Origin of the sequence: Kitasatospora sp. CB01950 (assembly GCF_001905465.1) — a bacterium.
GTDB lineage: Bacteria > Actinomycetota > Actinomycetes > Streptomycetales > Streptomycetaceae > Kitasatospora.
This window is the reverse complement of sequence record NZ_LISX01000003.1, coordinates 130,895-154,540: the sequence shown is the minus strand read 5'-3', so window position 1 is coordinate 154,540 and position 23,646 is coordinate 130,895. Positions and strand designations below refer to the sequence as shown.

The following is a 23,646-nucleotide window of genomic DNA, read 5'->3' as shown; positions in this document are numbered from 1 at the left end:
CCCGTCACAGCCGCATTGCCGCAGGTCTGGAACCCAACGACCCGGGCATGACGTTGACATGACGTTCTCTTGGCACACTCTTGAGGGGGACCGTGTGCATTCACAGCTGCGTCCGCATGCCCGGCACGACCTGACGGACCGCCCGGCGCCGGACGCCCTGGCGTATCCGGCGAACGACGTCCTGGTGGTCTCCGGCCTGCCCGGCAGCGGCAAGAGCACCCTGATGGCGCGCTGCGCCCGGGCCCGGGTGATCGACTCCCAGCACACCCGGCAGCGGTTCGCGTCCGCGCTGCCCGGCGTCCCGTACGCGCTGTACCGGCCGCTGGTCCGCGGCGCCCACTACCTGCGGCTGCGGTCGGCGCTGCGGGCCGGCGGGCCGCTGGTGGTGCACGACTGCGGGGCGCTGCCGTGGGTGCGCCGGGCGATCGCCCGCACCGCGCGCCGGCAGGGCCGCCGGGTGCACCTGCTGCTGCTGGACGCCACGTCCGCGCAGGCCGCCGACGGCCAGCGGCGGCGCGGCCGGCGGGTCTCCCGGTACGCCTTCGCCCGCCACCGCCGGGCCGGGGCCGCGCTGCGCGCCCTGGTCACGGCGGACGTGCCGCTGCCGCCCGGGGTGGCGTCGGCGGTGCTGCTGCCGCGCGCGTCGGCGGCCCGGCTGGCGGCCATCGAGTTCGGCGCGCCGCATCCGCCGCACAGCTGCCGGCGGCCCGCGCCGCGCCCGGCGTCCGCACCGGCCCGGGCGGCGACGGGCGCTGCGGCGAACGGCTGAGCCGCCTCGCGCGTCGCCCGCCGCCCGGCCGCGCGCTGGCTAGTCTCCGGGCCATGCGCACCCCCGACCCCGCCGTCCCGGACGCCGCCGTGCCGGAAGCCGCCCCCGTAGCCCCCGGCCCGGCCGCCGCCCCCACCGCCGTCTCCGTCTCCGAACGGCCGCCGCGCGGCCCGCGGGTGCGGCGGATCGCCGACCGGCTGTCCGTGCAGTTCCGCGTCCCGATCGAGCCGCAGTACGACCAGGCCGGGCACCGCTGGACGCTGCGCTGGTACGACGGGCCGACCGTCGCCGCCGTGCGCTGCGCCCTGGAACGGCTCTTCCCGAACGACCCGACTGCACCGAACGACCAGGCCGCGCCTGGCGATCCGGCCGCGCCGAGCGCCCCGATCGCCTCGAACGGCCCGGCCCCCGAGGACGCTGCGCGGCTCGCGGTGCGCCGCGACCTGACCACCCGGGCGCTGGTGCTGGCCGCGATCCGGGAGACCCGGGCCGGGGCGATGCACCGTTCGGTGGGCAGTTGGGGCCAGCGCTACCACCTGGAGCAGCTGCTCGCCGACCAGGAGCACCCGGACCGGACCGCCGATCCGCGCGAAGCGGCCATGCTGGAACGGCTGTTGGAGGCTTCCTCGACCGACGTCGCGCGCGGCGCGGGCGGGCCGGACCTGGCCCGCGCGTTCGACCTGGTGGCCCGCGACGGCGTCGCCTGGCTGCTGCCCGAGCCCCACCTGGCGGGGCCGGCCGACCGGGACGCGCTCGCGCTGACCCCGCTGGAGTACCTGACGTCCCGTTACGCGACGGGCGTGCACCGCGCCGCGTGGGAGACCGCGTTGACGCCCCTGCCGCTGCGGGCCGCCGTCTCCGCCGCCCACCAGGACCCGGAGCCCGGACCGGACGCGGCCCGCGCCGCCCTCACCCTGCTGCCCGCGCTGCGCGCCCGGGCGTCCGCCGAACTCGACGCCGTCGAGGCCCGGTTGGCCGCGGTGGTCGCCGCCGTCACCTCCGGCAGCGTGTCGACCCCTATTCTGCCTGCTCACGAGCGTTCGCGGTAGGACCGGACGCACACTCGTTCTCCCTTGTCCGGGCGGCTCGTCGGGCCGCAGACTCGTCCGCATTCCCCCTGCTGGACGAATCGACAGGAGACGTGTGTCCTCCCACGTGAATCACGAACTGGCCCTGCGCGCCCGGGTGCTGCTGGCCGGCAGCGAACCGCCCACCCCGTGGCAGGCGTACCAGGCGCACCGCCTGTTGGCCCGGGTCAACCCGGTGGTGCACCTGCCGAAGCTGGCTCTGGCGGCGATCGAACTGACCCGCCACCACCCGGTGTTAATCCGCCGTGACCTGCAACTCCAGTTGCTGGACGAGGCGTTGGACGCGGCATCGCGGATTCCTGTGGACGACCCGTACCGTCCGCGGGCGCTGGCGCGGATCCTGGAGGAGCACGCCGAGCGCCTCAGGCAGCTCGGCATCACGCCGAGTTGACGCGCCGGGGCCGGGTGCGACCCGCTCGGCCGCACCCGGCCCACTGCCGCCGCGCCCGGCCCGCCGCGGCTACACCCGGCCCTGGAAGTGCTGCTTCTCCACCAGCACGCCGTCCGCGAAGCAGAACCGCACCACGTCCTGGCCGCCGTTGGGGCCGGTCTCGGCATCGCCCGCGAACCAGCGGCAGTGCGTGCCTTCCGGCACCGGTGGGCCGATCTTCTTGAAGTCGCCGGTCAGGAAGTCGCTGCCGACCGGCAGCCGCCCGTTGACCGACTCCTCGGACTGGCCGATCTCGATCGAGTCGTACAGCTTGGTGGAGACGGTGGCGTCGCGCATCGAGCTGATGAACATCAGCACGCCGACGGCGGCGACCACGCCGACCACGGCCAGCACGGCGACCGCGCCGAGCGCGCAGCCCATGGCGGGGCTCCGGCGGCGCTTCTCCGGGCCGATCAACCGGTCGGCGAGTTCCCGCAGTTCCTCGTCCTCGGGGATCGCGGCGAGCGCCCCGTCGGAGGTGTACGGGAGGCGGCCGCTCAGCCGGTACCCGCCGCTCGGCTGCCCGCCGGCCTGTATCGTGCCGCCGAGCAGCCGGGCCCGCTCGCGCAGTCCGGTCAGACCCTGGCCGCCGGAGACCGCCGAAGTACCGTCGCCGCCGGGCCCGTTGACGACCTCCACCATCACGGCGTCGCGCTCGTACCGCACCGTCAGCACGATCTGCGCGCCCGGCGCGTGCTTGTGCGCATTGGTCAGGCCCTCCTGGGCGATCCGGTACGCGGCGTGGCCGGTCGCGGCGGCGAGGGCGCGCCGCGTGCCCTCGTGCCGGAGCTCGACCAGCGCGCCCGCGGCCTGCGAATTCTCCGCGAGCCGGTCGATGGAGTCCACGCCGCCGGCCGCCGGCGCCGAGTCCTCGCGCAACAGGCCGACCACCTCGCGCAGTTCGCGCATCGCCCCGGTCGCGGCCTGCCGCAGCACCCCGACCGCCTCGCGCTGCCGCTCGCCGAGGGTGCGGTCGACCTCCAGCGCTCCGGTGTGCACGGCGATCAGCGCGAGCTGGTGGCCGAGGCTGTCGTGCATGTCCTGGGCGATCCGGTGGCGTTCGCGCAGCCGCGCCTGGTGGGCGATCATGACCCGTTCGCGGACCAGCTGCTCGTTGCGTTCGCGCAGGCTGTCCAGCAGTGCGGTGCGCTGCTGCCGGTAGCGGCCGAACAGCGCGGGCAGCACCCCCACCAGCAGGAACCCGACCACGCAGATGCCGAACAGCGCGGGCAGCGGGAAATGGTCGCGCCGGTTCTGCAGCACCCCCGTGGCGACGTTCAGCGCGAACCCGATCGCGAAGACCGCCGGCGCGTGCCACGGCCTGGTGATCCGCCGGCCCGCCCCGTAGCCCGCGGCGACCAGCAGCGGCAGGAACCCGCTCGGCCCGCCGACGCCCGCCGCCGCCAGCACCAGCACCGGCCCCGGCAGCCCCCGCCGCAGCAGGAACAGCAGCCCGGAGGCCGCCACCACCAGCCCCGACGGCCACCCGCCGTTGTCGGCGGCCTGCAACAGCGCCCCGAGCCCGCACACCACGAGCCCGCCCAGCACCTCCCGGACCACCAGCCGCCACGACCAGGGCCCCGGCACCGCCCGCTCCACCCACGCACGTATCACGCCACGACCCTAGCCGCCCTGCACCCCCGCCCACCGCCGCCGGGTCGGCGCGTCGAACGGGTGACGACGGTGGGCCGAACGAGTGAGGGGCGGGTCGGCGGCGGTGGGCCGGGCGGGTGAGGGGCGGGCCACGGACGGGTTGGCGTAGGTGCGACAAGGGGATCATCGGCCGGTATGCCCACGAAGAACCGTGACCGCAGGCCCTCGCGCCGCCGTCACCTCGTCGCTCTCACCGCGCTCGCCGCCCTCGCCGTCGGCTGCTCCTCGCTCCGCACCGAGGACGATGCCCACGCCGCACCGCCCGCAGCCCGCCCCGCCGCCGGGCAACCCGTGGCCGCCCAGCCCGCCGCCGGACAACCCGCCGCCGGACAACCCGAGGCCGCCCAGCCCGCCGCCGGACAACCCGCCGCCGGACAACCCGAGGCCGCCCAGCCCGCCGCCGCGTTCCCGCAGGCCGCGGCCGGGCAGGAGCTGAACGGCCGGCTGGGCGCAGCCGAGCGGGAGTCGAGGCAGCAGCAGGCCGAACTCGCCGCCGCCCGCCGGTGGGGCCTGGCGGCACTCCCGCTGAAGGCGCCGGCCGCGCCCGCCGAGAAACCGGAGCTCGTCGCGGGGCCGAACGTCCTGCTCGCCGACGGCCTGCCGCCGGTCGTCCGGCGGGTGCCCACCGAGGACGACGTGGTGTTCCTGACCGTGGACGACGGCGCGGAGAAGGACCCGGAGTTCGCCGCGATGGTCGAGGAGCTGGGCGTCCCGCTGTCGGTGTTCCTCTCCGACTACCTGGCGCGCTCCGACTACGACTACTTCCGCGACCTGCGCGACCACGGCGTCGGCGTCAACAACCACACCATCAACCACCCGGACCTGCGTCGTCTCAGCGGCGACGCCCTGCAGCGCGAGATCTGCGGCCAGCAGGACCGCCTGGAGCAGGAGATCGGCGCCCGCCCGCGCCTGTTCCGGCCCCCGTACGGCGAGTACACGGCCGCCGCGCTGCGCACCGCCGCGTCCTGCGGGGTCACCGCCGTCCCGCTGTGGACCGAGGAGGCGTTCCCCGACCACCTCGAGTACCGCTACTCCGACGGGAAGCTCCACCCCGGCGACATCATCCTCACTCACTTCCGCGCCCCCGCCGCCGGCTGGAAGGGCACGCTGTCCGACATGCTGCGCCGCGTGATCGACACCGCGACCGCCGAGGGCTTCGCCATCGGCCGCCTGGAGGACTACCTCTGAGCCGGTGGCCCCGCCCGCCGCCGGACGGGCAGGGCCACCGATCTCGGGCCGGCCCCGCCCGCCGCCGGACGGGCGGGGCCGCCGGTGTCAGGCCTGCTCGGCCGCGGCGGCGACCTTGGCCCGGTACGCGGCCCACCACTGGGCGTCGGCCTCGGGCATCGCCGCCACGCCCGGCCGGTAGCCGACCTCGCCGTCGATCAGCTCCCGGACGATGTCGGCGTGTCCGGTGTGCCGCTCGGTCTCGCCGATCAGGTGGACCAGCACCCGCTGCAGGCTCGGGGTGCCGGTCCGCTCCAACCACCACGGCACGTGGCCGACGGCGTCCAAAGGAAGCGTCTCGACGGTCTCGTCGGCGTGCTTCCACGCCGTCCAGTAGCTGTCGAGGATCGCCTCCCGGGACTCCTCGACGGTGGCCCACATGTCGACGTTGGGCTCCAGCCCGGCCGCGCCCAGGTCCGGGCGGAACCACGGCACCTGCGCTGCGGGCTGCCGGTCGAACACCCAGCCCAGGTAGAGCAGTTCGACGCCCGCGAGGTGCTTGACCAGGCCGAGCAGGTTGGTCCCGGTCGGGGTGAGCGGGCGGCGGACGTCGCGCTCGCTCAGGCCGTCGAGCTTCCGCACGACGGTCTCCCGGGCGTCCTGCAGGTGCCGCTGCAGGTCGGTCTTGAAGTCGGTGGCAGTCATTCGGCGTGTCCTCTTCTCTCAGTCGCCGAGCAGGCCGACGGGGTTGCCGTCCGGGTCGTCGAACACGGCGATCCGGCCCTGCCCGGGCACGGCCCGCGGCTCCATCCGGCGGCGGCCGCCGAGCTTCTCGGCGTCGTCGAGCGCCTGGGCCACGTCCGCGACCCGGAAGTACACGACGATCCCGGTGTAGGGGCTGCCCGGGCCGGACTGGCCGATCCCGCCGATCGGTTCGCCGCCCGCCGCCCCGCCGATCCGCGCGTACGTCGCGTCGAGCACGTCGATCGGCCAGTCGAACAGGGCTCGGTAGAAGCGGTGGGCGCGCGGCGCGTCGGGGGTGGAGATGTCGAACCAGGCGGGCGTGGGCGGGTGTTGGGGGCCGGCTGTCACGGCTGCTCCTCGGGTGCGGAAACACGGGTCGAGAGTGTGACTTCCGCCGTGGGGCAGAATCGTCGCCCGTGAGCGAGGAATTCTGCACACCCCCCGCCGACGCCGACCTGGCGGCGGCCCGCGACGGCGACGACGCCGCCTTCACCCGGCTGGTCGCGCCGCTGCGCCGCGAACTGCACGCGCACTGCTACCGCATGCTCGGCTCCACCCACGACGCCGACGACGCGCTGCAGGAGGCGCTGGTCCGCGCCTGGCGCGGCCTCTCCGGGTTCGAGGGCCGCAGTTCGCTGCGCGGCTGGCTGTACACGGTGGCCACCCGCACCTGCCTGGACGCCGTCGCCCGCCGCGGCCGCCGCGCACTGCCCGTCGACCTCGGCCCGGCCGCCGACCGCGCGGTGCTCGACGCCGCCCCGCTGACCGAGGTCGCCTGGCTGGGCCCGTACCCGGACGCGGGCCTGCCGCTCGGGCCCGCCGGCCCCGCCGCCCGCTACGAGCAGCGCGAAGCCGTCGAACTCGCCTTCGTCGCGGCCGTGCAGCACCTGTCGGGCAACCAGCGGGCCGCGCTGCTCCTCTTCGACGTGCTGGGGTTCTCCGCCGACGAGATCGCCGCCATGATGGACACCTCCACCACCTCGGTGAACTCCGCCCTCGCCCGGGCCCGGCGCACCCTCACCGCGAAGCTCCCGCAGGTCTCCCAGCAGCGGACCCTGCGCACCCTCGGCGACCTGCGCGTCCGGGGCATCGCGTCCTCCTTCGCCACCGCCCTGGAACGCGGCGACGCCGACGCCCTGGTCGCCCTGCTCACCGAGGACGTCACCTGGTCGATGCCGCCGCTGGCCCAGTGGTACGCGGGCCGCGCCGCCGTCATGGACTTCGCGGTGGCCGTCCCCCTCACCCGCTGCCCGAGCTGGCGCCACCGCCTCACCACCGCCAACGGCCAACCCGCCGTGGCGTTCTACCTCGGCGAGGCCCCGGACGCACCCCACCGGGCCTGGTCGCTCACCGTCCTGACGCTGCGCCGCGACGCCGTGGCGGGCCTGGTCTCCTTCCTCGGCGCCGAGCACGCCGTCCGCGCCGGCCTGCCCGAGCTGCTTCCCTGACCCGCGAGGTCCGCCCCGGGCGGGTCAGGGGGCGACGAAGCCGGAGCGGTAGGCGAGGACGACGGCGTGGGTGCGGTTGCGGGCGCCGAGCTTGGTGAGGATGTTCGCGACGTGCGTCTTGACGGTCTCCGCGCCGAGGAACAGCGTCGCGGCGATCTCGGCGTTGCCGAGGCCGGAGGCCATCAGGCGCAGCACGTCCTGTTCGCGTTCGGACAGCGGGTGCGGGAACGGGGTGGTCGCGCGGCGCCGGTGCAGGGCCAGGTCGCGCACCGAGTCGGGGAACATCAGCGTGTCGCCGAACGCGGCGAGCCGGACGGCCTGCACGATCGCCTCCGGCCGGGAGCGTTTGAGCAGGAAGCCGGCGGCTCCGGCGAGCAGCGCGTCGTGGACGCTGTCGTCGTTCTCGAAGGTGGTGATGACGACGACGCGCGGGGCGGGGACGACGGTGTCGAGGATCCGCCGGGCGGCCTGGATGCCGTCGAGCGCGGGCATCCGGACGTCGGTGAGGACCACGTCGGGGGTGAGGGTGCGGGCGAGGGCGACGGCCTGGGCGCCGCTCTCGGCCTCGCCGACCACGTCGATGTCCGGTTCGGCGCCGAGGATGACGGCGAGGCCGGAGCGCACCAGCGGTTCGTCGTCGGCGATCAGCACCCGGATCGGTGCGGTGCTCACGTGTCCCTCCCGGGGCGGTCGTTGGCCCGGCCGAGGGCGAGGGGCAGCCGGGCGGCCACCTGCCAGTGGCCGTCTTCGGGTCCGAATTCGGCGTGTCCGCCGAGGAGTTGGGCGCGTTCGGCGATGCCGCGGGTGCCGCGTCCGCCGCTGCGGCCGGGGCGGCGGGTGGCGGGCATCGGGTTGCGGATCAGCAGGCGCAGTTCGCCGCCGGCGGCGTCGACGGTCACCTGCACGGGTGATCCGGCGGCGTGGCGGAGGGCGTTGGTGAGGGCTTCCTGGACGATCCGGTAGGCCTCGCGGGAGACCACGGCGGGCATCGCGTGGAGGTCGCCGACGGTCAGGTCGACGGGTGATCCGGCGGCGCGGGCGGAGTCCGCGAGGCGGTGGAGGTCGCGCAGGTCGGGTTGGGGGGCGCGGCCGGGGTGCTCCTCGCGGAGCAGGCCGAGGACGTGGTCGAGTTCGTCGGCGGCGGACCGGGCGGCCTCCTCGATCGCGGCGAGGGCGCTGCGGGCGAACGCCGGGTCGCGGTCGAGGACCCGTCCGGCGGCGGCGGCCTGGAGCGTGACGACGCCGAGCGCGTGGCCGACGGAGTCGTGCAACTCCCGTGCCAGACGGTTGCGTTCGGCCAGTCGGGCGCGGTGGCGTTCGGCTTCGGCGAGCCGCTCGGCGGCGGACGGTCCGAGCAGGGCGGGGGCCGAGCGTTCGAGGGCCAGGCCGGCCGCCCGTGCGGCGGTCGGCAGCAGCACCGCGAGCAGCGCCCCGGCGGGCGGCCCGAGCCAGGCGGGCACCACGCCCAGCCACCCGGGGGGATCGTCCAGGAACGGGCGGACCGTCAGCAGCACCACGACGGCGGGCGGGACGGCCATGGTCGCCCCGGCGACGGGCGCGCCGAGGCCGAGGTGCAGCACCGCCCACAGGGCGGTCCGTCCACGCGAGGCGGCGGGCTCGTCCGGGCGTTCCCAGCGGGCGCCGACGGGCAGCAGGGTGCGGACGATCGCGGTCTCCAGCTGCCGGACGAACGGGACGGCGGCGGCGGTCGCGGCGACCAGCGGCAACGCCGCGAGGTAGGCCGCGAACTGGACCAGCAGCGAGCGGCCGGTCGAGCCGGTCGGGGACAGCGGCGCGAGGGCGATGTTCGTCACGAACCAGAACGGCGTCATCATCGCGCCGCCCAGGATCAGCAGCGCCCAACGCCGCAGGGCCGCCCGGCCGAACAGGGCCTGGGCGACCCGGCGGACCTCCCCCCGTGGCGTCACGCCCGGATCATCCCACTGCGGCGGGCGCGGTCGTCCGACGCCCCCACGGCCTCGACCACCAGCAGGGCCAGCACGGTCGCGAGCACCGCGCCGACCAGCGCCAGCAGGCCGCCGACCAGCGCGAGGCCGCGCATGTCCGCGCCCTTGCTGAGCGGGGTGGTGACGGACGAGGCGAGCAGCCAGAACAGGCCCCAGCCGAACGACGTCCCGGTGCCGACCCAGGCCGCCACCAGGGCGCCGCGCGCCGAGCGGCCGTCGCGCCGCCGCCAGGTCAGCGCGAGCATGCCGACGAGTCCGACCACGGTGAGCAGTGCGTAGCCGCTGTCGAGGACCAGGGACTGGGCGGCCGTGCGGGTGTCGTCGGGCCGCAGGACGTGGCTGCCGAACGCCCAGGACAGCTGGATCGCCACCGGGACGAGGCCGAGCACGGCGACGGCGGCGACGATCAGCCGCCGCACCCCGTCGGCCGGGCCGGCGGGCAGGTCGCGCAGGCGCAGCGCGAACACGGGCGCCCACCGTTCGCGGGCGTGCAGGACGAAGCCGCCGACCAGGCCGATCGCCTGCAGGCCGAAGCCGCCGTAGACCACGGCGAACACCCAGCCCTCGATGAAGTCCTGGCTCGGGTCGCTGCTGGAGGAGATGCCGCCGGTGAACGCTCCGACGACGGCCGCGACGGGTGCGACGAAGGCGATCGGGGCGAGCAGGCCGGTGGCGACGAACATCGGCAGGACCAGCAGCCGACCGGGGATGCGCCGCCCCCACGGGCGGGCCAGGCCGAGGGCGAGGACGGCGGCGACGGCGTCCATGCCGAGGGTGGCGAGGTTGGCGCCGATCATGGTGCCGCTGTGCATGCCGTCGCCGTGGACGCCGATGCCGCTGCCGGCGACCCAGGCGATCTTCAGCGCCAGGTAGGGCAGGGTGGCAACGATCGTGCCGGCGCACAGGGCCGTCCGCAGGCGGCTCGGGTTTGTGGCGGTGCGTATGGTCGTCATGCCCCGACGATCGCAACCGCCGGGGGTGTGCCGATTCCCCCGTACAGGGGACGATCCTCCCCCGTTCGGGGGAACGTCTACTCCCCGTTCCGGGGGCCGGGCCGGGCACGGTGGAGACCGCGACCTTGGGCAGGGCCTGCGGGTGGTGGTCGCGCGGGAACGCCGCCGGTCGTGCCGCCTCCGGGCCCTTGCGGGGTCGGGACGCCGCCTTTCCGCCGGGCGCGGATTCACACCCCCGGGTGACGGTCCGGGTCCGGGTGCGATGGGTGCGGCGCGGCCGGGCATACGCGGTGAGCCGATCACTGGGGTCGGTCAGGGAGGACGGGCCAGTGAATCCGATCGAACGCGCGCTGCGGGCCGTCGACCGCACCCAGCAGCGGCACCGGCCGCTGGCGGCGGTCTTCGGCGTGATCAAGAAGTACGGCGACGACCGGGGCGGTCTGCTGGCCGCGCTGATCACCTACTACGGCTTCGTGTCGCTGATCCCGCTGCTGCTCCTGCTCTCCACCGTGCTGGGTTTCGTGCTGCACGGTCATCCGGAGGCGCAGGAGTCGGTCCTCAACTCCGCACTGGCCGATTTTCCGATCATCGGAGACCAGTTGCGGGAGAACGTGCACTCCGTGCAGGGCAGCGGGCTGGCGCTGGTCATCGGCATCCTCGGCCTGCTGTACGGCGCGCTTGGCATCGCGCAGGTGATGCAGCACGCGATGGCCGAGGTGTGGAACGTGCCGGGCGTCCGGCGGCCCGGCTACTGGCCGCGACTGGCCCGCTGCCTGGCGCTGTTCCTCGCGCTCGGACTCGGCCTGGTGGTGACCACGGCCGCCGCCGCGCTGGTCTCGACCACCCTCGGCGGCACCCTGGCCCGGATCGGCGGCCTGCTGCTGTCGGCGGTGCTGAACTCCGCGCTGTTCGTCGCCTGCCTGCGGATCCTCACCCCCAAGGAGGTGCACACCCGCCGCCTGGTGCCGGGCAGCCTGGTCGCGGGCCCGCTGTTCACCGTCCTGCAGGCGTTCGGCGCGGCCCTGGTCGCGCACCAACTGCGGCACGCCAGTGCGGTCTACGGCTTCTTCGCGACGGTGATCGGCCTGCTGTCCTGGCTGTACCTGGCGTCCCAGATCACCGTCTACGCCGCCGAGACCAACGTGGTCCTGGCCCGCCGCCTGTGGCCGCGCTCGCTGCTCCAGCCTCCGCTCACCGGCCCCGACCGGGAGGTCCTGGCCCTGCTGGCCCGCCAGGAGGAGCGCCGGCCCGAACAGCACGTGGACGTCGCGTTCGACCCGCCCGAGTCCGCGTCCGCGCCCGAACCCGAGGGCCCGGAGCCGGACGACCGGAAGTAGCCCCGGCCGACTGTCGGTGCCCGCCGGTACCGTCCGGGCCATGACTGATCGTGAGACTGATCGTGAGACGTACGCCCCGCTGTCGTTCTTCGAGTACGACCACCGGCCCGGCTCGTACTGCCTGCTGCTGACGGACGATCGAATGCTCGCGGTGGACGAGGTCTTCGAGGCCGCCGGTCAGCAGAACGGCGGCTACGGCTGGGAGGCGGTGGCCCGCTCGGCGGTGCGCACGCACGCGCCGCAGCTGGAGGGCCGGTTCCGCTACGACCCGGAGGCCGGGATGTTCGTGGCGTACGGCGAGGACGCGGCGGCGCTGCGCGAACTCGGCGTGCTGCTGTCCGGCGCCTTCCGCGACCTGGCGGCGCTGCGCGAGCTGATCGACTCCGCCGACCCCGACTGGTTCGACTGAGCCGCACCTCCCGGTGTCCGGGCACGCGAACGCCGACGGCCGCCCCCTCCCGACATGAGGGGGCGGCCGTCGGCGTGTGCGTGGTCCGGCGGTGCGGACCGGTCAGGCGGAGGTGCCTCAGACCGAGAGGACCTGGCCCGGGAAGATGACGTCGGCGCTGGCGCCGATGGTCTTCGCGTTGGTCTGGAACAGCGCGTCGACGGTGGTGCCGTTGGCGGCGGCGATCGCGCTCAGGGTGTCACCGGACTTGACGGTGTAGTTGCCGTCGGCGGCCTTGGCGTTGTGCTTCGTCCAGGACTTCCCACCCTGGGCCTTGTCGGCCTGGGCCTTGTCGATCTGGGCCTTGTCGACCTGGACCGTCCTGGCGTCGGACGTGGCGCCCTGGGCCTTGACGACCTGCGGGGTCTGGGTCTGCACACGCGAGGCCGCGCTGTCGCCGGCGGTGGTGTTGGTGGAGGCCGCGTCGCTCTTCGTGGCAGCGAGCTTCACGGACGTGGTGGCGGCGTTGTTCGCGGTGGCGGTGCTCGCGGTGGCGGTGGTCGCCGAGGTGGAGGTGTCGACCTGGGCAGCGGCGCCGCCCTTGGTCAGACCGGCCTTGACGGAGCACACCGGCCAGGCGCCGGGGCCCTGGGAGGCGAGGACCTTCTCGGCGACGGCGATCTGCTGCGCCTTGGTGGCCTGGTTGGCCTGCGGGGCGTAGGCGGTGCCGCCGTACGCGGCCCAGGTGGAGGAGGTGAACTGCAGGCCGCCGTAGAAGCCGTTGCCGGAGTCGATGGACCAGTTGCCGGTCGACTCGCACTGCGCGACCTTGTCCCAGGTGGACACGTCGGCGGCGTGGGCCGAGGTCGCCGTGACGAGTCCGGCCACCGGCAGAACGGCCAACGCGGAGCCGGCCACGATGGCGGCACGGACGCGCTTGCGGGTGCTGCTGCCCTCGGCGGCGGTGGTGGTGGCGGTCTTGGCGGCGGCGGTCTCGTTACGGAAGATCATGCGATTCCTTTCGGATGCCCCGGGCAGGCAAGGCGGAACCAGAGCCCCTGACGGGCCTGCTGTTTCGCGCTTGTGGATCGGACGGTGCCGTCGCTTGCCGACGTGCTCTCCGTCGCGGTCACCCTGCCCGTGCGGTGCGGCTCGGTGGCCGCTCCGGGGCGATGGTGTCGGGTGATCCCGGGTAGTGCGCCCTGCACTGGTTACGAAGCTACGGGCGTTTGGGCCGATGTCCAAGCATTCGAAGGTCTGTGCAGGTCAGAGCCGCGTTACCGGCGGTACATCGGGGCTTTTCACCGAGTGGTCCCGCGATTTTCCGGGCCCGGCCCGCGCGGCCTGTGACCGGCCTCACCGGGTTCCGGGCCCTTTCGTCGGCCCGCCGCGCACGGTGCGTGTCCCGGCGGCGACCGAGCGCCGATCACCCGGCCGTTCGACTATGGGCCGGGCCACAACGGCCACGGTCGGTCGATCCTCCGGTCACCCGCCGTGGCCGAACTGCCGCCTCAGGACCGGGTGCCTCAGGACCGGGCGGTGAGCACGCGCGGCCCGTCCTCGGTGATCGCCACGGTGTGCTCGGAGTGCGCGCCGCGCGAGCCGTCCGCCGACCGCAGCGTCCAGCCGTCCGGGTCCACCCGCAGCTCCGCCGTCCCCGCGCACCACCACGGCTCCAGCGCCAGCGTCAGGCCCGGACGCAGCTCCAGGCCGCGCCCGGGGCGTCCGACGTTGGCGACGTGCGGGTCCTCGTGCATGGTGCGGCCCAGGCCGTGGCCGCCGAAGTCGGTGTTGATCCGGTAGCCGGCCGCGTGGCCGACCTCGGCGACGGCCGCCGAGATGTCGCCGATCCGGTTGCCCGGCACGGCGACGGCGATGGCGGCGTCCAGCGCGGCCCGGGTGGAGTCGATCAGCCGGACGTCCTCCTCGGCGGCCGTGCCCGCGACGACGGTGACGGCGGAGTCGGCGACCCAGCCGTCGATCGACACCGCGAAGTCCAGGCTGATCACGTCGCCGTCGCGCAGCACATAGGGGTGCGGCTGCCCGTGCAGCACCGCGTCGTTCACCGACAGGCAGATCACGTTGCGGAACGGCCCGCGCCCGAACGACGGCGCGTAGTCCCAGTAGCAGGACACCGCCCCACGCTTCTCGATCAGCTTCCGGGCCCGGTGCTCCAGGTCCATCACCTCCCGCCCGGGCTCCACCAGCCCCGACAGCTCCGCCAGCGTCTCCGCCACGAACCGCCCGGTCACGGCCATCTTCTCGATCGCCTGCGGACTCTTGAACTCGATCACGACACGGCTCCCTGCACAGCGGCAGCACGCCGCCCACTCGACGAGAATGCCGGTATTTGAATACCGGCGGAACGGGGACACCCTAGCACCAACCCGGTATTTAAATACCGCACCACCGATTCCGCGACCACGATCCGCGACGGGGTCGCACCGGGCCCCCGCTACTGCCCCGCCGCGTGCAGCAGCGTCTCGACGGCGGTGCGCGCGCGGTGTGCCGGGGTGGGGGTGTCGGTGATCGCGGCGGTGACGATGGCGCCCTCGGCGAGGAGTTGGACGGGGGCGGGGTCGGTGAGGCCGGCGGCGGTGGACCAGTCGGCGAGATGGCGGTGGAAGGCGTCCTTGTGGGCGCGGACCTCGGCGAGCACGGCCGGCGAGGCGGGGCCCAGTTCACCGAAGGCGTTGATCCAGGCGCAGCCCCGGAAGCCCGGTTCGGCGCACCACGCGGCGAGCCAGTCGAACGCGGCCAGCAGCCGGGCCCGGGGGTCGGCATGCGTCTCGGCGGCGGCGGTGAGCCGTCCGCGCCAGCGCGTGTCGCGGCGGCGCAGCACGGCGACCACCAGGTCGTCCTTGGTGGGGTGGAGGCGGTAGATGCGCTTGAGCGGCAGTCCGGAGGCGGCCCGGACCTCGTCCATGCCGACGGCCCGGATGCCCTTCTCGTAGAACAGCGCCTCGGCGGCGTCGAGCAGCCTCTCGTGGTCCTGCCGGGTCTGCTCCTGGCTGAGCGGGGCGGGCATCTGGGCGCTCCTGCGGGGGAATTGACGTGGAGAACGGTCGTTCCCTAGCCTAGCGTCCAGCAACATGGAGAACGTCCGTTCTCCACCCCTCTCCCACCGCCAGGAGGCCGCCATGACCGAGGACCGCCCGCCCTACCCGCCGTTCACCCGCGAGAGCGCACTCGCCAAGGTCCGGGCCGCCGAGGACGCCTGGAACAGCCGCGACCCGCAGCGCGTCGCCCTCGCCTACACACCCGACTCGGTGTGGCGCAACCGCGACGTCTTCCTCACCGGCCGCGCCGAGATCGTCGCCTTCCTCACCGCCAAGTGGGCCCGCGAGCACGAGTACGCGCTGCGCAAGAACCTGTGGGCGTTCGACGTCGACCGGATCGCCGTCCGCTTCCAGTACGAGTGGCACGACGACGAGGGCCGGTGGTGGCGCAGTTACGGCAACGAGCTGTGGGAGTTCGACGCGAACGGGCTGATGCGGCGGCGCGAGGCCAGTATCGACGACGTGCGGATCGACGCCGCCGGCCGCCGTATCCTCGGCCCCCGGCGGGACGGCGAGCCCGAGCTGCCGGTGCGCTGAGAACGGACGGTCTTTCCGCGCGATGCGACGGGAGGCCGTCGCGTTCAGTAGCGTGGCGGCATGGTGCGAGTCCCCCTCACCCCCGAGCAGATCGAGGCCGGCCGGCGCCTGGGCGCGCTGTTCCGCGAGACCCGGGCCGGCCGCGACCCGGTCGCCGTCGCGCAGAGCGCCGGTATCTCCCCCGAGACCCTCCGCAAGATCGAGATGGGCCGCCTGCCCAGCCCCGGCTTCGGCACGGTGGTCGGCCTCTGCGCCGCGCTGGACGTTCCACTGGACGACGCCGCACAGGTCTGGCTGGGCGTGGTCGCCGACACCCGCCGCGCCGCCGGCTGACCGGGCCGGGGCGCCACGGCTCTGCTACACCGTCGCGAGCACCGCGTACCGCTCGTCCGGCACCGGGCCGCCCCACAGGTCGGCGTCCTGCGAGAGCGGATCGACCCGCAGGTCGCGCGCCAACGGCCGGACCGCGTCGGCGAGTTGTTCCGCCGTGACGCCGCCCGCCCAGGGCAGCGCGTCGGCGCCCGGCGGGTACGGTTCCGATGCTGCTCCCGCCTCGCGCCACCGGCCCTCGACCAGCACCAGCCGGCCGCCCGGGCGCAGCAGGGTCGTCCAGTGGTGCAGTGCCGCCCGTGGGTCGGGCAGCGTCCACAGCAGGTGGCGGCAGAGCACCGCGTCGAACCGGCCGCCGGCGACGGGCGGCCGTGCGGCGTCGCCCACGACGAAGTGCCCGGCGTGGCCCGCCGTCTCCGCCTTCGCCCGGGCCCGGCGGACCATCCCGGCTGCCAGGTCCACGCCGGTGACCTGGTGCCCGGCCTCCGCCAGCAGCACCGACAGTGACCCCGTCCCGCACCCGACGTCCAGCACCTGCCCCGCCGCGTCCGGTACCCAGGCCGCAAGCCTGCGCGCCCATGCCTGCCGGGTGCGGCCGTCGGCGAGGCCGTGATCGGGTTCCCGGTCGAAGGCGGGGGCGGCGTCGTTCCAGTACGCGGCGATGGCGTGCAGGCGGCTGTCCATCCCCGCAGCGTGCCATCCGCCGCCGACAGCCCGGGCGGTCAGGACGGGCCGACGCCGCTGTCCGGGCAGCGGAGTTCGAGTCGTGCGGCGTCGGCGTCGAGCTTCTTCGCGGTCTGCGCGGGGTCGCCGCTCGCCGCGCCGTCCAGAATCAGCGCCAACTCGCGGAATTCCCCGGCCAGTTCGACGATCTCCGGCCTGATCGCCGGGTCGGCCGACGCACTCGCCCCCGTCAGCGCCCGGTCGGCCTCCCGCGCCGCACCGGCCCGGATCTCCGGCCCCCGCCCGGCCGCCGTCGCCCGGTACGCGTCCAGCGCCCCGCGCACCTCGCGGCACCCCACCCGGGAGGTGACGACCGGCGGCGACTCGCCGGGAACGATCTGTCCGGGCGTCGGCCCGCCCTGGTTGTTGTCCACGTGCGCGTTGCCGTGGGGCCGGAACATCAGCACCGCGACGAGCGCGACCACCGCCGCGCCGAGCGGCACCCAGAACGTCACCACCCGCCGCAAGGTCATCGCCGGCGTCGGCCCGCCGATCCTGCCCATCGCCACCGGAGCCCCGGGCGCGGCCGCCTGCTTGTACGCGTAGGCCGTCGCGAACCGCCGCATCGGGGGCGGGACGGCGAACCTCCGGTCCCTCGTCGGCGCGACCGCGGCCCGGCGGCGGGCCGGACCGGTCGGCGGCAGGCCGGTCAGCGACGCCAAGTAGCGCCGCCACCACGATACTTCGCTCCCCGGCCGCGGTTCGAAGGGCAGCGCCTCCCGGCCGCCCGCGGTCAGCGAGTCCAGGTACCGACGTCCGAAGCTCACGACCCGACCTCCCCCGGCCGCCCGGGCCCGGGCCCGGGCACCGGCACCGGCTCCGGCCCGCCCGACTCCACCGCCTCCGGCGGCTCCTCCCCCCGGACGACGGCCCGCACGCTCGTGAACGTCCCGATCTGCCGCAGCAGCGCGGGAGCCGAGGCACCGGCCGCGACCGCCGCGTACAGCCCGGTGATCTGCGAGTGCAGCAGCCACCCGGTGACCGCCCCCAACGCGATCCGACTCACCCCGGCCGCCAGGTCCGCCGTCGGATCGATGAAATGCCGTAACGGCGGCATCCGCCGCCGCCTCTCGTCCCGCGCCCGATGCCGCGCCGACTGCCAGGCCAGCAACCGCCCATTGGCGATCACCAACTCCACCAACGCTCCCCCGACGCCGCCGAACCCGGCCGCGTGAGCCCAGTCCAACTCTGCTCCTCCCCCGGCAGGTTGATCCTCCGCCAGAGAGCATCCAGCATTCCCCCGCCCCCGACAAGAATCCCCCGCCCCCGACCGCCGAGGCTGTCGTCGTCCCGGTCCGGCGGCAGCCCGACTCGGCGTCGCACAGGGCGTTTCACTCCGCCGGAGGGGTGGCCCCGCGCCGCCGGTGGGCGGCCCGCACGGCGAGCACCGAGCGGTAGGAGAGCAGCGAGAGCACCGAGTCCGCCGACAGGACGGACGCGGTGCTGCGCCAGGAGCCGACCGACAGGAGGGAGACCGCGGAGCCGACGCTGCCGATCGACAGCGACGACCCGACCGATCCGATCGACAGCACGGAGTACGCCGACCCGATCGACAGGAACGACCCCACCGATCCGAGTGAGAACCCTGCGTCCAGCGCCTTGCGCCAGGTGTCCCGGCAGTCCACCACGGTGTGTCCTCCAAGTGATGAGTGATTGTCCGACCGTCCGTCAGTCATACCTGATCGGGGGCGCTGCTTCGAGCGGTCGGGCCCGCCTGCTTGGATGGGTGGCCGACCGCCGGTGGGCGGGAAAGCGCAGGTCGGAGGGGAGCGGGGATGGGCGCGGTGGGCGCCGAGGTGCTGTCGCTGGGGTTGCTGGGCGTGGTGCTGGTGAGTGCGGTGCGGCGGCCGTTCGGGTGGCCGGAGGCGGTGGTCGCGGTTCCGGCGGCGGCGCTGCTGGTCGCGGTCGGCGCGGTGTCGCCGGCGGCCGCGTGGACCGAGCTGGGCCGGCTCGGGCCGGTGGCGGGGTTCCTGGCGGCGGTCCTGGTACTGGCTCAACTCTGCGACGACGAGGGGCTGTTCGAGGCGTGCGGCCGCTGGATGGCGAGCGCGTCGGGCGGCCGGCCGGTGCGGCTGCTGGGTCAGGTGTTCGGGGTGGCGGCGGTGGTGACGGCGGTGCTCAGCCTGGACGCGACGGTGGTGCTGCTGACGCCGGTGGTGGCGGCGACGGCCGGGGTGCTCGCCGTCCGGGCCCGGCCGCACGTGTACGCGTGCGGGCACCTCGCCAACACCGCGTCGCTGCTGCTGCCGGTGTCGAACCTGACCAATCTGCTCGCGTTCGCCGCCAGCGGCCTGACGTTCGGCCGGTTCACCGCGCTGATGGCGCTGCCGTGGCTGGCGGCGGTCGGCGTCGAGTACCTGCTGCTGCGCCGGTTCTTCGCCGCCGATCTGGCCGTCCCGGCCGCCCTTCCGGCGCCCGTCGAGCGGCCTCGGCTGCCGCGGTTCGCGCTGCTGACGGTGGCGGGCACGCTGGCCGGGTTCGTGGTCGCGTCCGCGTGCGGCGTCTCCCCGGCCTGGGCGGCGGCGGCCGGCGCGACGGTGCTGGCGGTCCGTGCGCTGGCAGCGGGACGGACCGACGCCCGCCGGATCGTGGGCGCGGCGGCGCTGCCGTTCCTGGCGTTCGTGCTGGCGCTGGGCGTGGTGGTGAAGGCGGTGGTGGACAACGGTCCGGCAGGGTGGCCGGCCGGCCTGGTGCCGTCCGGCGATTCGCTGCCGGCGCTGTTCGCGCTGGCGGGGCTGGCCGCGCTGCTCGCGAACCTGGTGAACAACCTGCCCGCGACGCTGCTGCTCGTCCCGCTCGCCGCACCGTCGGGCGCGGGCGCGGTGCTGGCCGTCCTGCTGGGCGTCAACATCGGCCCGAACCTCACCTACGCGGGCTCGCTCGCCACCCTGCTGTGGCGGCGCATCGTCCAGTCCCGCGCGATCGACGACGGCGGGCTGCGCACCTTCACCCTCCTCGGCGTGCTCACCACGCCGGCCGCCCTCGCCGCCGCCGTCCTGGCGCTCTGGGCCTCCCTGCGCCTGCTCGGCGGCTGAGCGCGACGGCTGGGCACGACGCCCGAGCACCGGCGTCTGAGCACGACGCCCGAGCTCGGCGCCTGGGCGCGGCGCGCGAAGTCGGATGCGCCGCCGCCGGTCCGGCTCCGAGAATGGCCGGCATGACATCGAGCGGGTTGGTCGAGTGCGGCGACGGCGCCGTGTGGGCGCAGGACTCCGGGGGCGACGGGCCGCCGCTGGTGCTGCTGCACCCCGGGGTGGGCGACTCGCGGATCTGGGACGGCCTGTGGGACCGGCTCACCGCGCGCCACCGGCTCGTCCGGTACGACGTGCGCGGCTACGGGCGCTCGCCGGAGCCCGCCGGCAGCTACTCGCACGTCGCCGACCTGCACGCGGTACTGGACCGCTTCGGGCTCGACCGGGTCCACCTGGTGGGGTGCAGCATGGGCGGCGGGACGGCGCTCGGCTTCGCGCTGCGGCACCCCGGACGGGTGGCGTCGCTGGTGCTGGCCTGCCCGGGCGTGCCCGGCTACCCGTGGCCGGACGAGCCGGAGTCGGACGCCGAGGACGAGCGGCTGGTGGCGGCGGGCGATCTGGCGGGGCTGACCGCGTTCGGGCTGCGCGAGTGGGCGGCGTCCGGTTCGGACGCGGCGGCTGTCGAGCAGTTGCGTTCGGCGGCCCGCGCCTGACCCGGCGAGGACGTCCACCAGCGGGTCGACCCGCCGGTGTTCGACCGTCTCGGCGAACTGTCCGGCGTGCCCGCGGCGGTGCTGATCGGCGACCTCGACCGCCGCCCGGCGGTCGACTGCGCGGAGCGGACCGCCGCCGGGCTCGGCTGCGAGCCGGTCCGGCTGCCCGGCGTCGACCACCTGCTGCCGCTGCGGGCGCCCGACGCCGTCCTGCGGGCGGTCGAACAGGTCACGGCCGCCCGCTGACGCCGAGGCGTCGCCTCCGGCCCGCGAGCCACACCGCCGCTCCGGTGGCGGCCACCAGCGGCAGCACGTAGAGCACCGCACCGGCCGCCGCCAGGCCCCGCATCCAGACCGCCGTGTTGTCCAGACCCCCCAGGCCGATCGCGCAGCCGCCCGCCGGAAGCACGGCGATCCCGACCGCCACCGTGACCGCCAGCGTCGCCCAGGCCCGGTTCCGTCCGAGCCGCAGGCCCAGGAAAACGCCCGGGACGGTGCCGAGGACGATCGCGCCCACCGGCGGTCCGACGAGCACGTTCCTGAGCACGACCATCCCGATGAACGGCCCGACGAACGCCAGCACCGTCCAGCCGACGGCCCGCGCCACCAGACGGGCGCTCCTCCCCGCAGCCGCAGCCTCGTTCTCCACTGCTTCCCTGTTCCCCCGAGCCCAATGGTTCGCGCACGTCATCATGCCACAGAACTGAACACGTTCAACATCGATCCCCCCGTTCCACCGGCCGGCCGATCGGCCACGCTGCCGAACAGCCGAACCCGCTGCTCGGCCGGGATGAATGTCCTGCCAGCCCCACCTGTCGCGCCTGGCACCGCCCGTCCCGCAGGCCATAGGGTCGCTTCCGGCCCGGGGTCAGGGGAGATTTCCCCACGTCGGGGAGATTTCTCGGCACCTTTTTCGTTATCCGCCGTCCGCCGGTGGATCTCCGATGGGTGTGAGGGCACGACGCGAGAACACGAGGACGGTCCGGGCTGTGGACAGTGGGCAGGTGGCGACGCTGGTCGGTCAGGCGCAGCACGGAGACCGGCAGGCGGTGGCGGAGCTGGTGGGTGGCCACCTGCCGCTGGTGTACAACGTGGTGGGCCGGGCGCTGTCGGGGCATCCGGACACCGACGACGTGGTGCAGGAGACCATGCTGCGCGCGGTGGACGGGCTGCCGGGGCTGCGGGATCCGGCCGGGTTCCGCAGCTGGCTGGTGGCCATCGCGCTGAACCAGGTGCGCCGCCGCTTCCGGGACGACAGCGGGGCCGGCGCGGTGCCGGATCCGGCGGCGGTCGCGGACCCGTCGGCGGACTTCGTCGGGTTGACGATCGTCCGGTTGGGCCTGTCGGAGCAGCGGCGGGAGGTCGCGGAGGCGACGCGCTGGCTGGACGAGGGCGACCGGGACCTGCTGGCGCTGTGGTGGCTGGAGGCGGCGGGCGAGCTGTCCCGGGCGGAGTTGGCGGCCGCGTTGGAGGTGTCGCCGCAGCACGCGGCGGTGCGGGTGCAGCGGATGAAGGGCCAGCTGGAGGCGGCCCGGGTCGCGGTGCGGGCGCTGGCGGCGGTGCCGGGGTGTGCGTGGCTGGCGGAGTTGACGGCGGGTTGGGACGGGGTGCCGAGTGCGCTGTGGCGCAAGCGGATCGGCCGTCATGTGCGCGAGTGCGCGGCGTGCGGGGAGCAGCGGCGCGGGCTGATGCCGGCCGAGGGGCTGTTGGCGGGCCTGGCGCTGGTGCCACTGCCGGACGCTCTCACCTCACTGCCGCTGGACCTGGCGGGGTCGGTACCGGGCGGGCCGGGCGCTCACCGGGCCGGTTCGCGGGGCGGCTCGCACCGGGCGGGGGCGCGGCACGGTCGGCGGGCGGCGCCGCGTCGGGGGCCGGGCCGGGTGCTGGTGGGCGGCGGGGTGCTGGCCGTCGTGGTGGGGCTGGTGGTGGCGGTGGGACTGTCGGACTCGTCCTCGACGCCGGGCGGTCAGCAGGTGGCGGCCGGTCCGGAGCCGGCGGAGGCGTTGGCCGCTCCGGCGAACGGCACGGCGCCGTCCGGTTCCGCGTCCGTCTCGACTTCGGCCTCCGCGTCGGCCTCCGCCTCTGCCTCCCCCTCCGCGTCCTCGTCCGCCTCGCCGAGTGCGAAGGCGTCGGCCTCGCCGTCCGGTCAGGCGTCCGCGTCGCCGGGCGTGAAGGCGGCCAACCGGCGGGTGTCGGGGGATCTCGGACAGCAGGTGCTGGACCTGGTCAACACGCAGCGCGCGCAGGCGGGTTGTTCGGCGCTCAAGGCCAACGACCGGTTGACGGCGGCGGCGCAGGAACAGTCGGACGACATGGCGGAGCGCAAGTTCTTCGACCACACGAACCCGGACGGCGACGGCCCGCAGGAGCGGATCGACGCCGCCGGGTACGAGTGGAGCGAGTGGGGCGAGAACATCGCCCGCGGGCAGAAGGACGCCGCCGCGGTGATGGCGGGCTGGATGAACAGCCCGGGCCACCGCGCGAACATCCTGAACTGCGCGTTCACGGAGCTGGGCGTGGGGGTGCACCAAGGCACGGGTGGTCCCTGGTGGACGCAGGATTTCGGCACTCCGGGCTGATGGCCCCGGGCCGTGGTGCGGTAGCCGCGGCCGTCGCCTTCGACACTGCGGCCTGCCCGCTGCCGGTGCGGTCGTCTCCGTCGACGCCGCGGATGCGGTCGTGCAGTCGTACGGTCGTCCAGTCCTACGGTCGTGCAGTCGTTCAAGCCGTGCAGTCATACGGTCGTTCAAGCCATACAGCCATACAGCCGCGCGGTCGTCGCCCGTGCCGCCGCCTCAGTCGTCGTCGTCCTTGACGTCGACGTTGACGCGCCCCGGCCCTGCCCGCCCGGCGGGTCAGTCGGCGACGGCGCGGCTGCCCTCCCGGGGGCGTGGGACGGCGTCGTTGCCGTCCGCGTTCGCCTTGCTCTCGTTCATGAAGGCCTCGCGCAGGTCCGCGAGGGCGTCGTCGACGGAGTCGTGGACGTCGAAGATCCTTTGGATTCCGAAGAGTTGGAGGATCTTGCGGGTGTGGGTCTCGGGTCCGGGGAGGACCAGCCGGAGCCGGCCGCCGCGGGAGGACAGCATGCGGCGGGTGGCGACCAGCACGGCGAAGCCGGTCGAGTCGCAGAAGTCGACCCGGCTGATGTCCACCACCATGCGCAGACAGCCTTCGGTGACCAGCCGCTGGAGACGCTCGCGGAGTGCGGAGACTCCACTGATGTCCACCTCGCCGGCGACCTGGACGACCGTCCAGCCGTATCGCTCCCCGTAGCTCACGCTCAGTGCCACTCTGGTGCCTTTCTCCTGGGATCGCGGGGGGTATGCGGCCTCTGCCCGATTCCGACGGCCCGAACCCTGTTCCGAGTG

The 23,646-nt window shown here is 74.9% G+C and carries 28 protein-coding genes; 13 read left to right on the top strand and 15 right to left on the bottom strand.

Annotated elements, in window-relative coordinates; genetic code table 11:
- Window positions 1-94 precede the first annotated feature (94 nt).
- From AMK19_RS09325 to AMK19_RS09315, 3 genes are all read left to right on the top strand, one after another.
- Window positions 95-769 carry an AAA family ATPase gene (locus tag AMK19_RS09325; RefSeq protein WP_073810003.1) on the top strand — a complete coding sequence of 225 codons (675 nt, stop codon included), beginning with the start codon at window positions 95-97 and terminating at the stop codon, window positions 767-769.
- Window positions 770-822: 53 nt separating this feature from the next.
- Window positions 823-1,818 (top strand): hypothetical protein, encoded by a 996-nt coding sequence (locus AMK19_RS09320; protein ID WP_073810001.1) that lies wholly within the window; start codon window positions 823-825, stop codon window positions 1,816-1,818.
- A 94-nt stretch (window positions 1,819-1,912) separates the two neighbouring features.
- A complete protein-coding gene (locus tag AMK19_RS09315; protein ID WP_073809998.1) occupies window positions 1,913-2,248 on the top strand; it encodes a hypothetical protein in 336 nt (111 codons plus the stop codon).
- A 69-nt stretch (window positions 2,249-2,317) separates the two neighbouring features.
- Here AMK19_RS09315 and AMK19_RS09310 read toward each other — a convergent pair whose 3' ends face one another.
- The gene (locus AMK19_RS09310; RefSeq protein ID WP_143200129.1) at window positions 2,318-3,901 is read right to left on the bottom strand and encodes a sensor histidine kinase; all 1,584 of its coding nucleotides are present in this window, start codon (window positions 3,899-3,901) and stop codon (window positions 2,318-2,320) included.
- Between the two features lie 174 nt (window positions 3,902-4,075).
- Here AMK19_RS09310 and AMK19_RS37995 point away from each other — a divergent pair, with 174 nt between their 5' ends.
- Window positions 4,076-5,128 carry a polysaccharide deacetylase family protein gene (locus AMK19_RS37995; protein ID WP_083646621.1) on the top strand — a complete coding sequence of 351 codons (1,053 nt, stop codon included), beginning with the start codon at window positions 4,076-4,078 and terminating at the stop codon, window positions 5,126-5,128.
- Between the two features lie 87 nt (window positions 5,129-5,215).
- On the opposite strand, the gene AMK19_RS09300 is transcribed toward AMK19_RS37995, so the two are convergent.
- Together AMK19_RS09300 and AMK19_RS09295 are read right to left on the bottom strand one after the other, a co-directional pair.
- Entirely contained in the window at window positions 5,216-5,812 is a 597-nt protein-coding gene (locus AMK19_RS09300; protein ID WP_073809994.1) for a DinB family protein, read from the bottom strand.
- Window positions 5,813-5,830: 18 nt separating this feature from the next.
- Window positions 5,831-6,199 carry a VOC family protein gene (locus AMK19_RS09295; RefSeq protein ID WP_073809992.1) on the bottom strand — a complete coding sequence of 123 codons (369 nt, stop codon included), beginning with the start codon at window positions 6,197-6,199 and terminating at the stop codon, window positions 5,831-5,833.
- Between the two features lie 68 nt (window positions 6,200-6,267).
- Here AMK19_RS09295 and AMK19_RS09290 point away from each other — a divergent pair, with 68 nt between their 5' ends.
- Window positions 6,268-7,299 carry a sigma-70 family RNA polymerase sigma factor gene (locus AMK19_RS09290; RefSeq protein WP_073809990.1) on the top strand — a complete coding sequence of 344 codons (1,032 nt, stop codon included), beginning with the start codon at window positions 6,268-6,270 and terminating at the stop codon, window positions 7,297-7,299.
- Window positions 7,300-7,323: 24 nt separating this feature from the next.
- Here the strand turns inward: AMK19_RS09290 and AMK19_RS09285 are convergent, their stop codons facing one another.
- From AMK19_RS09285 to AMK19_RS35085, 3 genes are read right to left on the bottom strand one after another with little or no spacing between them, the layout of a single operon-like run.
- Entirely contained in the window at window positions 7,324-7,971 is a 648-nt protein-coding gene (locus AMK19_RS09285; RefSeq protein WP_073809987.1) for a response regulator, read from the bottom strand.
- On the bottom strand, window positions 7,968-9,227 hold the full coding sequence (locus tag AMK19_RS09280; protein WP_241844314.1) for a sensor histidine kinase: 1,260 nt from the start codon (window positions 9,225-9,227) through the stop codon (window positions 7,968-7,970). The genes AMK19_RS09285 and AMK19_RS09280 overlap by 4 nt, the downstream gene beginning before the upstream one ends.
- The gene (locus AMK19_RS35085) at window positions 9,224-10,219 is read right to left on the bottom strand and encodes a hypothetical protein (protein ID WP_073809985.1); all 996 of its coding nucleotides are present in this window, start codon (window positions 10,217-10,219) and stop codon (window positions 9,224-9,226) included. Before AMK19_RS35085 ends, AMK19_RS09280 begins: the two co-directional genes overlap by 4 nt.
- A gap of 329 nt (window positions 10,220-10,548) precedes the next feature.
- Between AMK19_RS35085 and AMK19_RS34205 the strand changes: the two genes are divergently transcribed.
- Window positions 10,549-11,556, top strand: a complete 1,008-nt coding sequence (locus tag AMK19_RS34205) for a YihY/virulence factor BrkB family protein (protein ID WP_073809983.1) — start codon at window positions 10,549-10,551, stop codon at window positions 11,554-11,556.
- 40 nt (window positions 11,557-11,596) lie between these two features.
- On the top strand, window positions 11,597-11,965 hold the full coding sequence (locus tag AMK19_RS09265) for an immunity 51 family protein (RefSeq protein WP_073810811.1): 369 nt from the start codon (window positions 11,597-11,599) through the stop codon (window positions 11,963-11,965).
- Between the two features lie 117 nt (window positions 11,966-12,082).
- Here AMK19_RS09265 and AMK19_RS37990 read toward each other — a convergent pair whose 3' ends face one another.
- The 3 genes from AMK19_RS37990 to AMK19_RS09250 form a co-directional block, all read right to left on the bottom strand.
- Window positions 12,083-12,955 (bottom strand): transglycosylase family protein, encoded by an 873-nt coding sequence (locus tag AMK19_RS37990; protein ID WP_073809981.1) that lies wholly within the window; start codon window positions 12,953-12,955, stop codon window positions 12,083-12,085.
- 515 nt (window positions 12,956-13,470) lie between these two features.
- Window positions 13,471-14,238 (bottom strand): type I methionyl aminopeptidase, encoded by a 768-nt coding sequence (map, locus tag AMK19_RS09255; protein ID WP_073809978.1) that lies wholly within the window; start codon window positions 14,236-14,238, stop codon window positions 13,471-13,473.
- 161 nt (window positions 14,239-14,399) lie between these two features.
- Window positions 14,400-14,972: a TetR/AcrR family transcriptional regulator gene (locus AMK19_RS09250; protein WP_073809975.1), complete on the bottom strand. Its 573-nt coding sequence runs from the start codon at window positions 14,970-14,972 to the stop codon at window positions 14,400-14,402.
- Window positions 14,973-15,084: 112 nt separating this feature from the next.
- Between AMK19_RS09250 and AMK19_RS09245 the strand changes: the two genes are divergently transcribed.
- Window positions 15,085-15,540: a nuclear transport factor 2 family protein gene (locus AMK19_RS09245; protein WP_073809973.1), complete on the top strand. Its 456-nt coding sequence runs from the start codon at window positions 15,085-15,087 to the stop codon at window positions 15,538-15,540.
- 60 nt (window positions 15,541-15,600) lie between these two features.
- Window positions 15,601-15,873 carry a helix-turn-helix domain-containing protein gene (locus AMK19_RS09240; protein ID WP_073809970.1) on the top strand — a complete coding sequence of 91 codons (273 nt, stop codon included), beginning with the start codon at window positions 15,601-15,603 and terminating at the stop codon, window positions 15,871-15,873.
- A 24-nt stretch (window positions 15,874-15,897) separates the two neighbouring features.
- Here the strand turns inward: AMK19_RS09240 and AMK19_RS09235 are convergent, their stop codons facing one another.
- The 4 genes from AMK19_RS09235 to AMK19_RS09220 form a co-directional block, all read right to left on the bottom strand.
- Window positions 15,898-16,554, bottom strand: a complete 657-nt coding sequence (locus AMK19_RS09235; protein ID WP_073809967.1) for a class I SAM-dependent methyltransferase — start codon at window positions 16,552-16,554, stop codon at window positions 15,898-15,900.
- Between the two features lie 38 nt (window positions 16,555-16,592).
- Entirely contained in the window at window positions 16,593-17,255 is a 663-nt protein-coding gene (locus AMK19_RS09230; protein ID WP_143200127.1) for a hypothetical protein, read from the bottom strand.
- A gap of 101 nt (window positions 17,256-17,356) precedes the next feature.
- Window positions 17,357-17,779, bottom strand: a complete 423-nt coding sequence (locus tag AMK19_RS09225) for a hypothetical protein (protein ID WP_073809962.1) — start codon at window positions 17,777-17,779, stop codon at window positions 17,357-17,359.
- 145 nt (window positions 17,780-17,924) lie between these two features.
- Window positions 17,925-18,221 carry a hypothetical protein gene (locus tag AMK19_RS09220; RefSeq protein WP_241844313.1) on the bottom strand — a complete coding sequence of 99 codons (297 nt, stop codon included), beginning with the start codon at window positions 18,219-18,221 and terminating at the stop codon, window positions 17,925-17,927.
- Between the two features lie 147 nt (window positions 18,222-18,368).
- Here AMK19_RS09220 and AMK19_RS09215 point away from each other — a divergent pair, with 147 nt between their 5' ends.
- From AMK19_RS09215 to AMK19_RS37020, 3 genes are all read left to right on the top strand, one after another.
- Window positions 18,369-19,628: an SLC13 family permease gene (locus AMK19_RS09215; RefSeq protein WP_073809960.1), complete on the top strand. Its 1,260-nt coding sequence runs from the start codon at window positions 18,369-18,371 to the stop codon at window positions 19,626-19,628.
- A 122-nt stretch (window positions 19,629-19,750) separates the two neighbouring features.
- On the top strand, window positions 19,751-20,278 hold the full coding sequence (locus AMK19_RS09210; RefSeq protein WP_241844312.1) for an alpha/beta fold hydrolase: 528 nt from the start codon (window positions 19,751-19,753) through the stop codon (window positions 20,276-20,278).
- 36 nt (window positions 20,279-20,314) lie between these two features.
- A complete protein-coding gene (locus AMK19_RS37020) occupies window positions 20,315-20,524 on the top strand; it encodes an alpha/beta fold hydrolase (protein WP_241844311.1) in 210 nt (69 codons plus the stop codon).
- Here AMK19_RS37020 and AMK19_RS09205 read toward each other — a convergent pair.
- Window positions 20,508-20,885: a hypothetical protein gene (locus AMK19_RS09205; protein ID WP_073809958.1), complete on the bottom strand. Its 378-nt coding sequence runs from the start codon at window positions 20,883-20,885 to the stop codon at window positions 20,508-20,510. The two genes, AMK19_RS37020 and AMK19_RS09205, sit on opposite strands and share 17 nt — an antisense overlap.
- Window positions 20,886-21,267: 382 nt before the next feature.
- Here AMK19_RS09205 and AMK19_RS09200 point away from each other — a divergent pair, with 382 nt between their 5' ends.
- Window positions 21,268-22,857: a sigma-70 family RNA polymerase sigma factor gene (locus AMK19_RS09200; protein ID WP_073809955.1), complete on the top strand. Its 1,590-nt coding sequence runs from the start codon at window positions 21,268-21,270 to the stop codon at window positions 22,855-22,857.
- A gap of 276 nt (window positions 22,858-23,133) precedes the next feature.
- Here the strand turns inward: AMK19_RS09200 and AMK19_RS35900 are convergent, their stop codons facing one another.
- Window positions 23,134-23,568, bottom strand: a complete 435-nt coding sequence (locus AMK19_RS35900) for an STAS domain-containing protein (protein WP_073809954.1) — start codon at window positions 23,566-23,568, stop codon at window positions 23,134-23,136.
- Between the last annotated feature and the right edge of the window lie 78 nt (window positions 23,569-23,646).

Coding starts and splice junctions, on each gene's coding strand:
- AMK19_RS09320 (WP_073810001.1), top strand. CDS start 823: ATGCGCACCCCCGACCCCGCCGTCCCGGACGCCGCCGTGCCGGAAGCC.
- AMK19_RS37995 (WP_083646621.1), top strand. CDS start 4,076: ATGCCCACGAAGAACCGTGACCGCAGGCCCTCGCGCCGCCGTCACCTC.
- AMK19_RS09300 (WP_073809994.1), bottom strand. CDS start 5,812: ATGACTGCCACCGACTTCAAGACCGACCTGCAGCGGCACCTGCAGGAC.
- AMK19_RS35085 (WP_073809985.1), bottom strand. CDS start 10,219: ATGACGACCATACGCACCGCCACAAACCCGAGCCGCCTGCGGACGGCC.
- AMK19_RS09265 (WP_073810811.1), top strand. CDS start 11,597: ATGACTGATCGTGAGACTGATCGTGAGACGTACGCCCCGCTGTCGTTC.
- AMK19_RS37990 (WP_073809981.1), bottom strand. CDS start 12,955: ATGATCTTCCGTAACGAGACCGCCGCCGCCAAGACCGCCACCACCACC.
- AMK19_RS09250 (WP_073809975.1), bottom strand. CDS start 14,972: ATGCCCGCCCCGCTCAGCCAGGAGCAGACCCGGCAGGACCACGAGAGG.
- AMK19_RS09245 (WP_073809973.1), top strand. CDS start 15,085: ATGACCGAGGACCGCCCGCCCTACCCGCCGTTCACCCGCGAGAGCGCA.
- AMK19_RS09240 (WP_073809970.1), top strand. CDS start 15,601: ATGGTGCGAGTCCCCCTCACCCCCGAGCAGATCGAGGCCGGCCGGCGC.
- AMK19_RS09235 (WP_073809967.1), bottom strand. CDS start 16,554: ATGGACAGCCGCCTGCACGCCATCGCCGCGTACTGGAACGACGCCGCC.
- AMK19_RS09215 (WP_073809960.1), top strand. CDS start 18,369: ATGGGCGCGGTGGGCGCCGAGGTGCTGTCGCTGGGGTTGCTGGGCGTG.
- AMK19_RS09210 (WP_241844312.1), top strand. CDS start 19,751: ATGACATCGAGCGGGTTGGTCGAGTGCGGCGACGGCGCCGTGTGGGCG.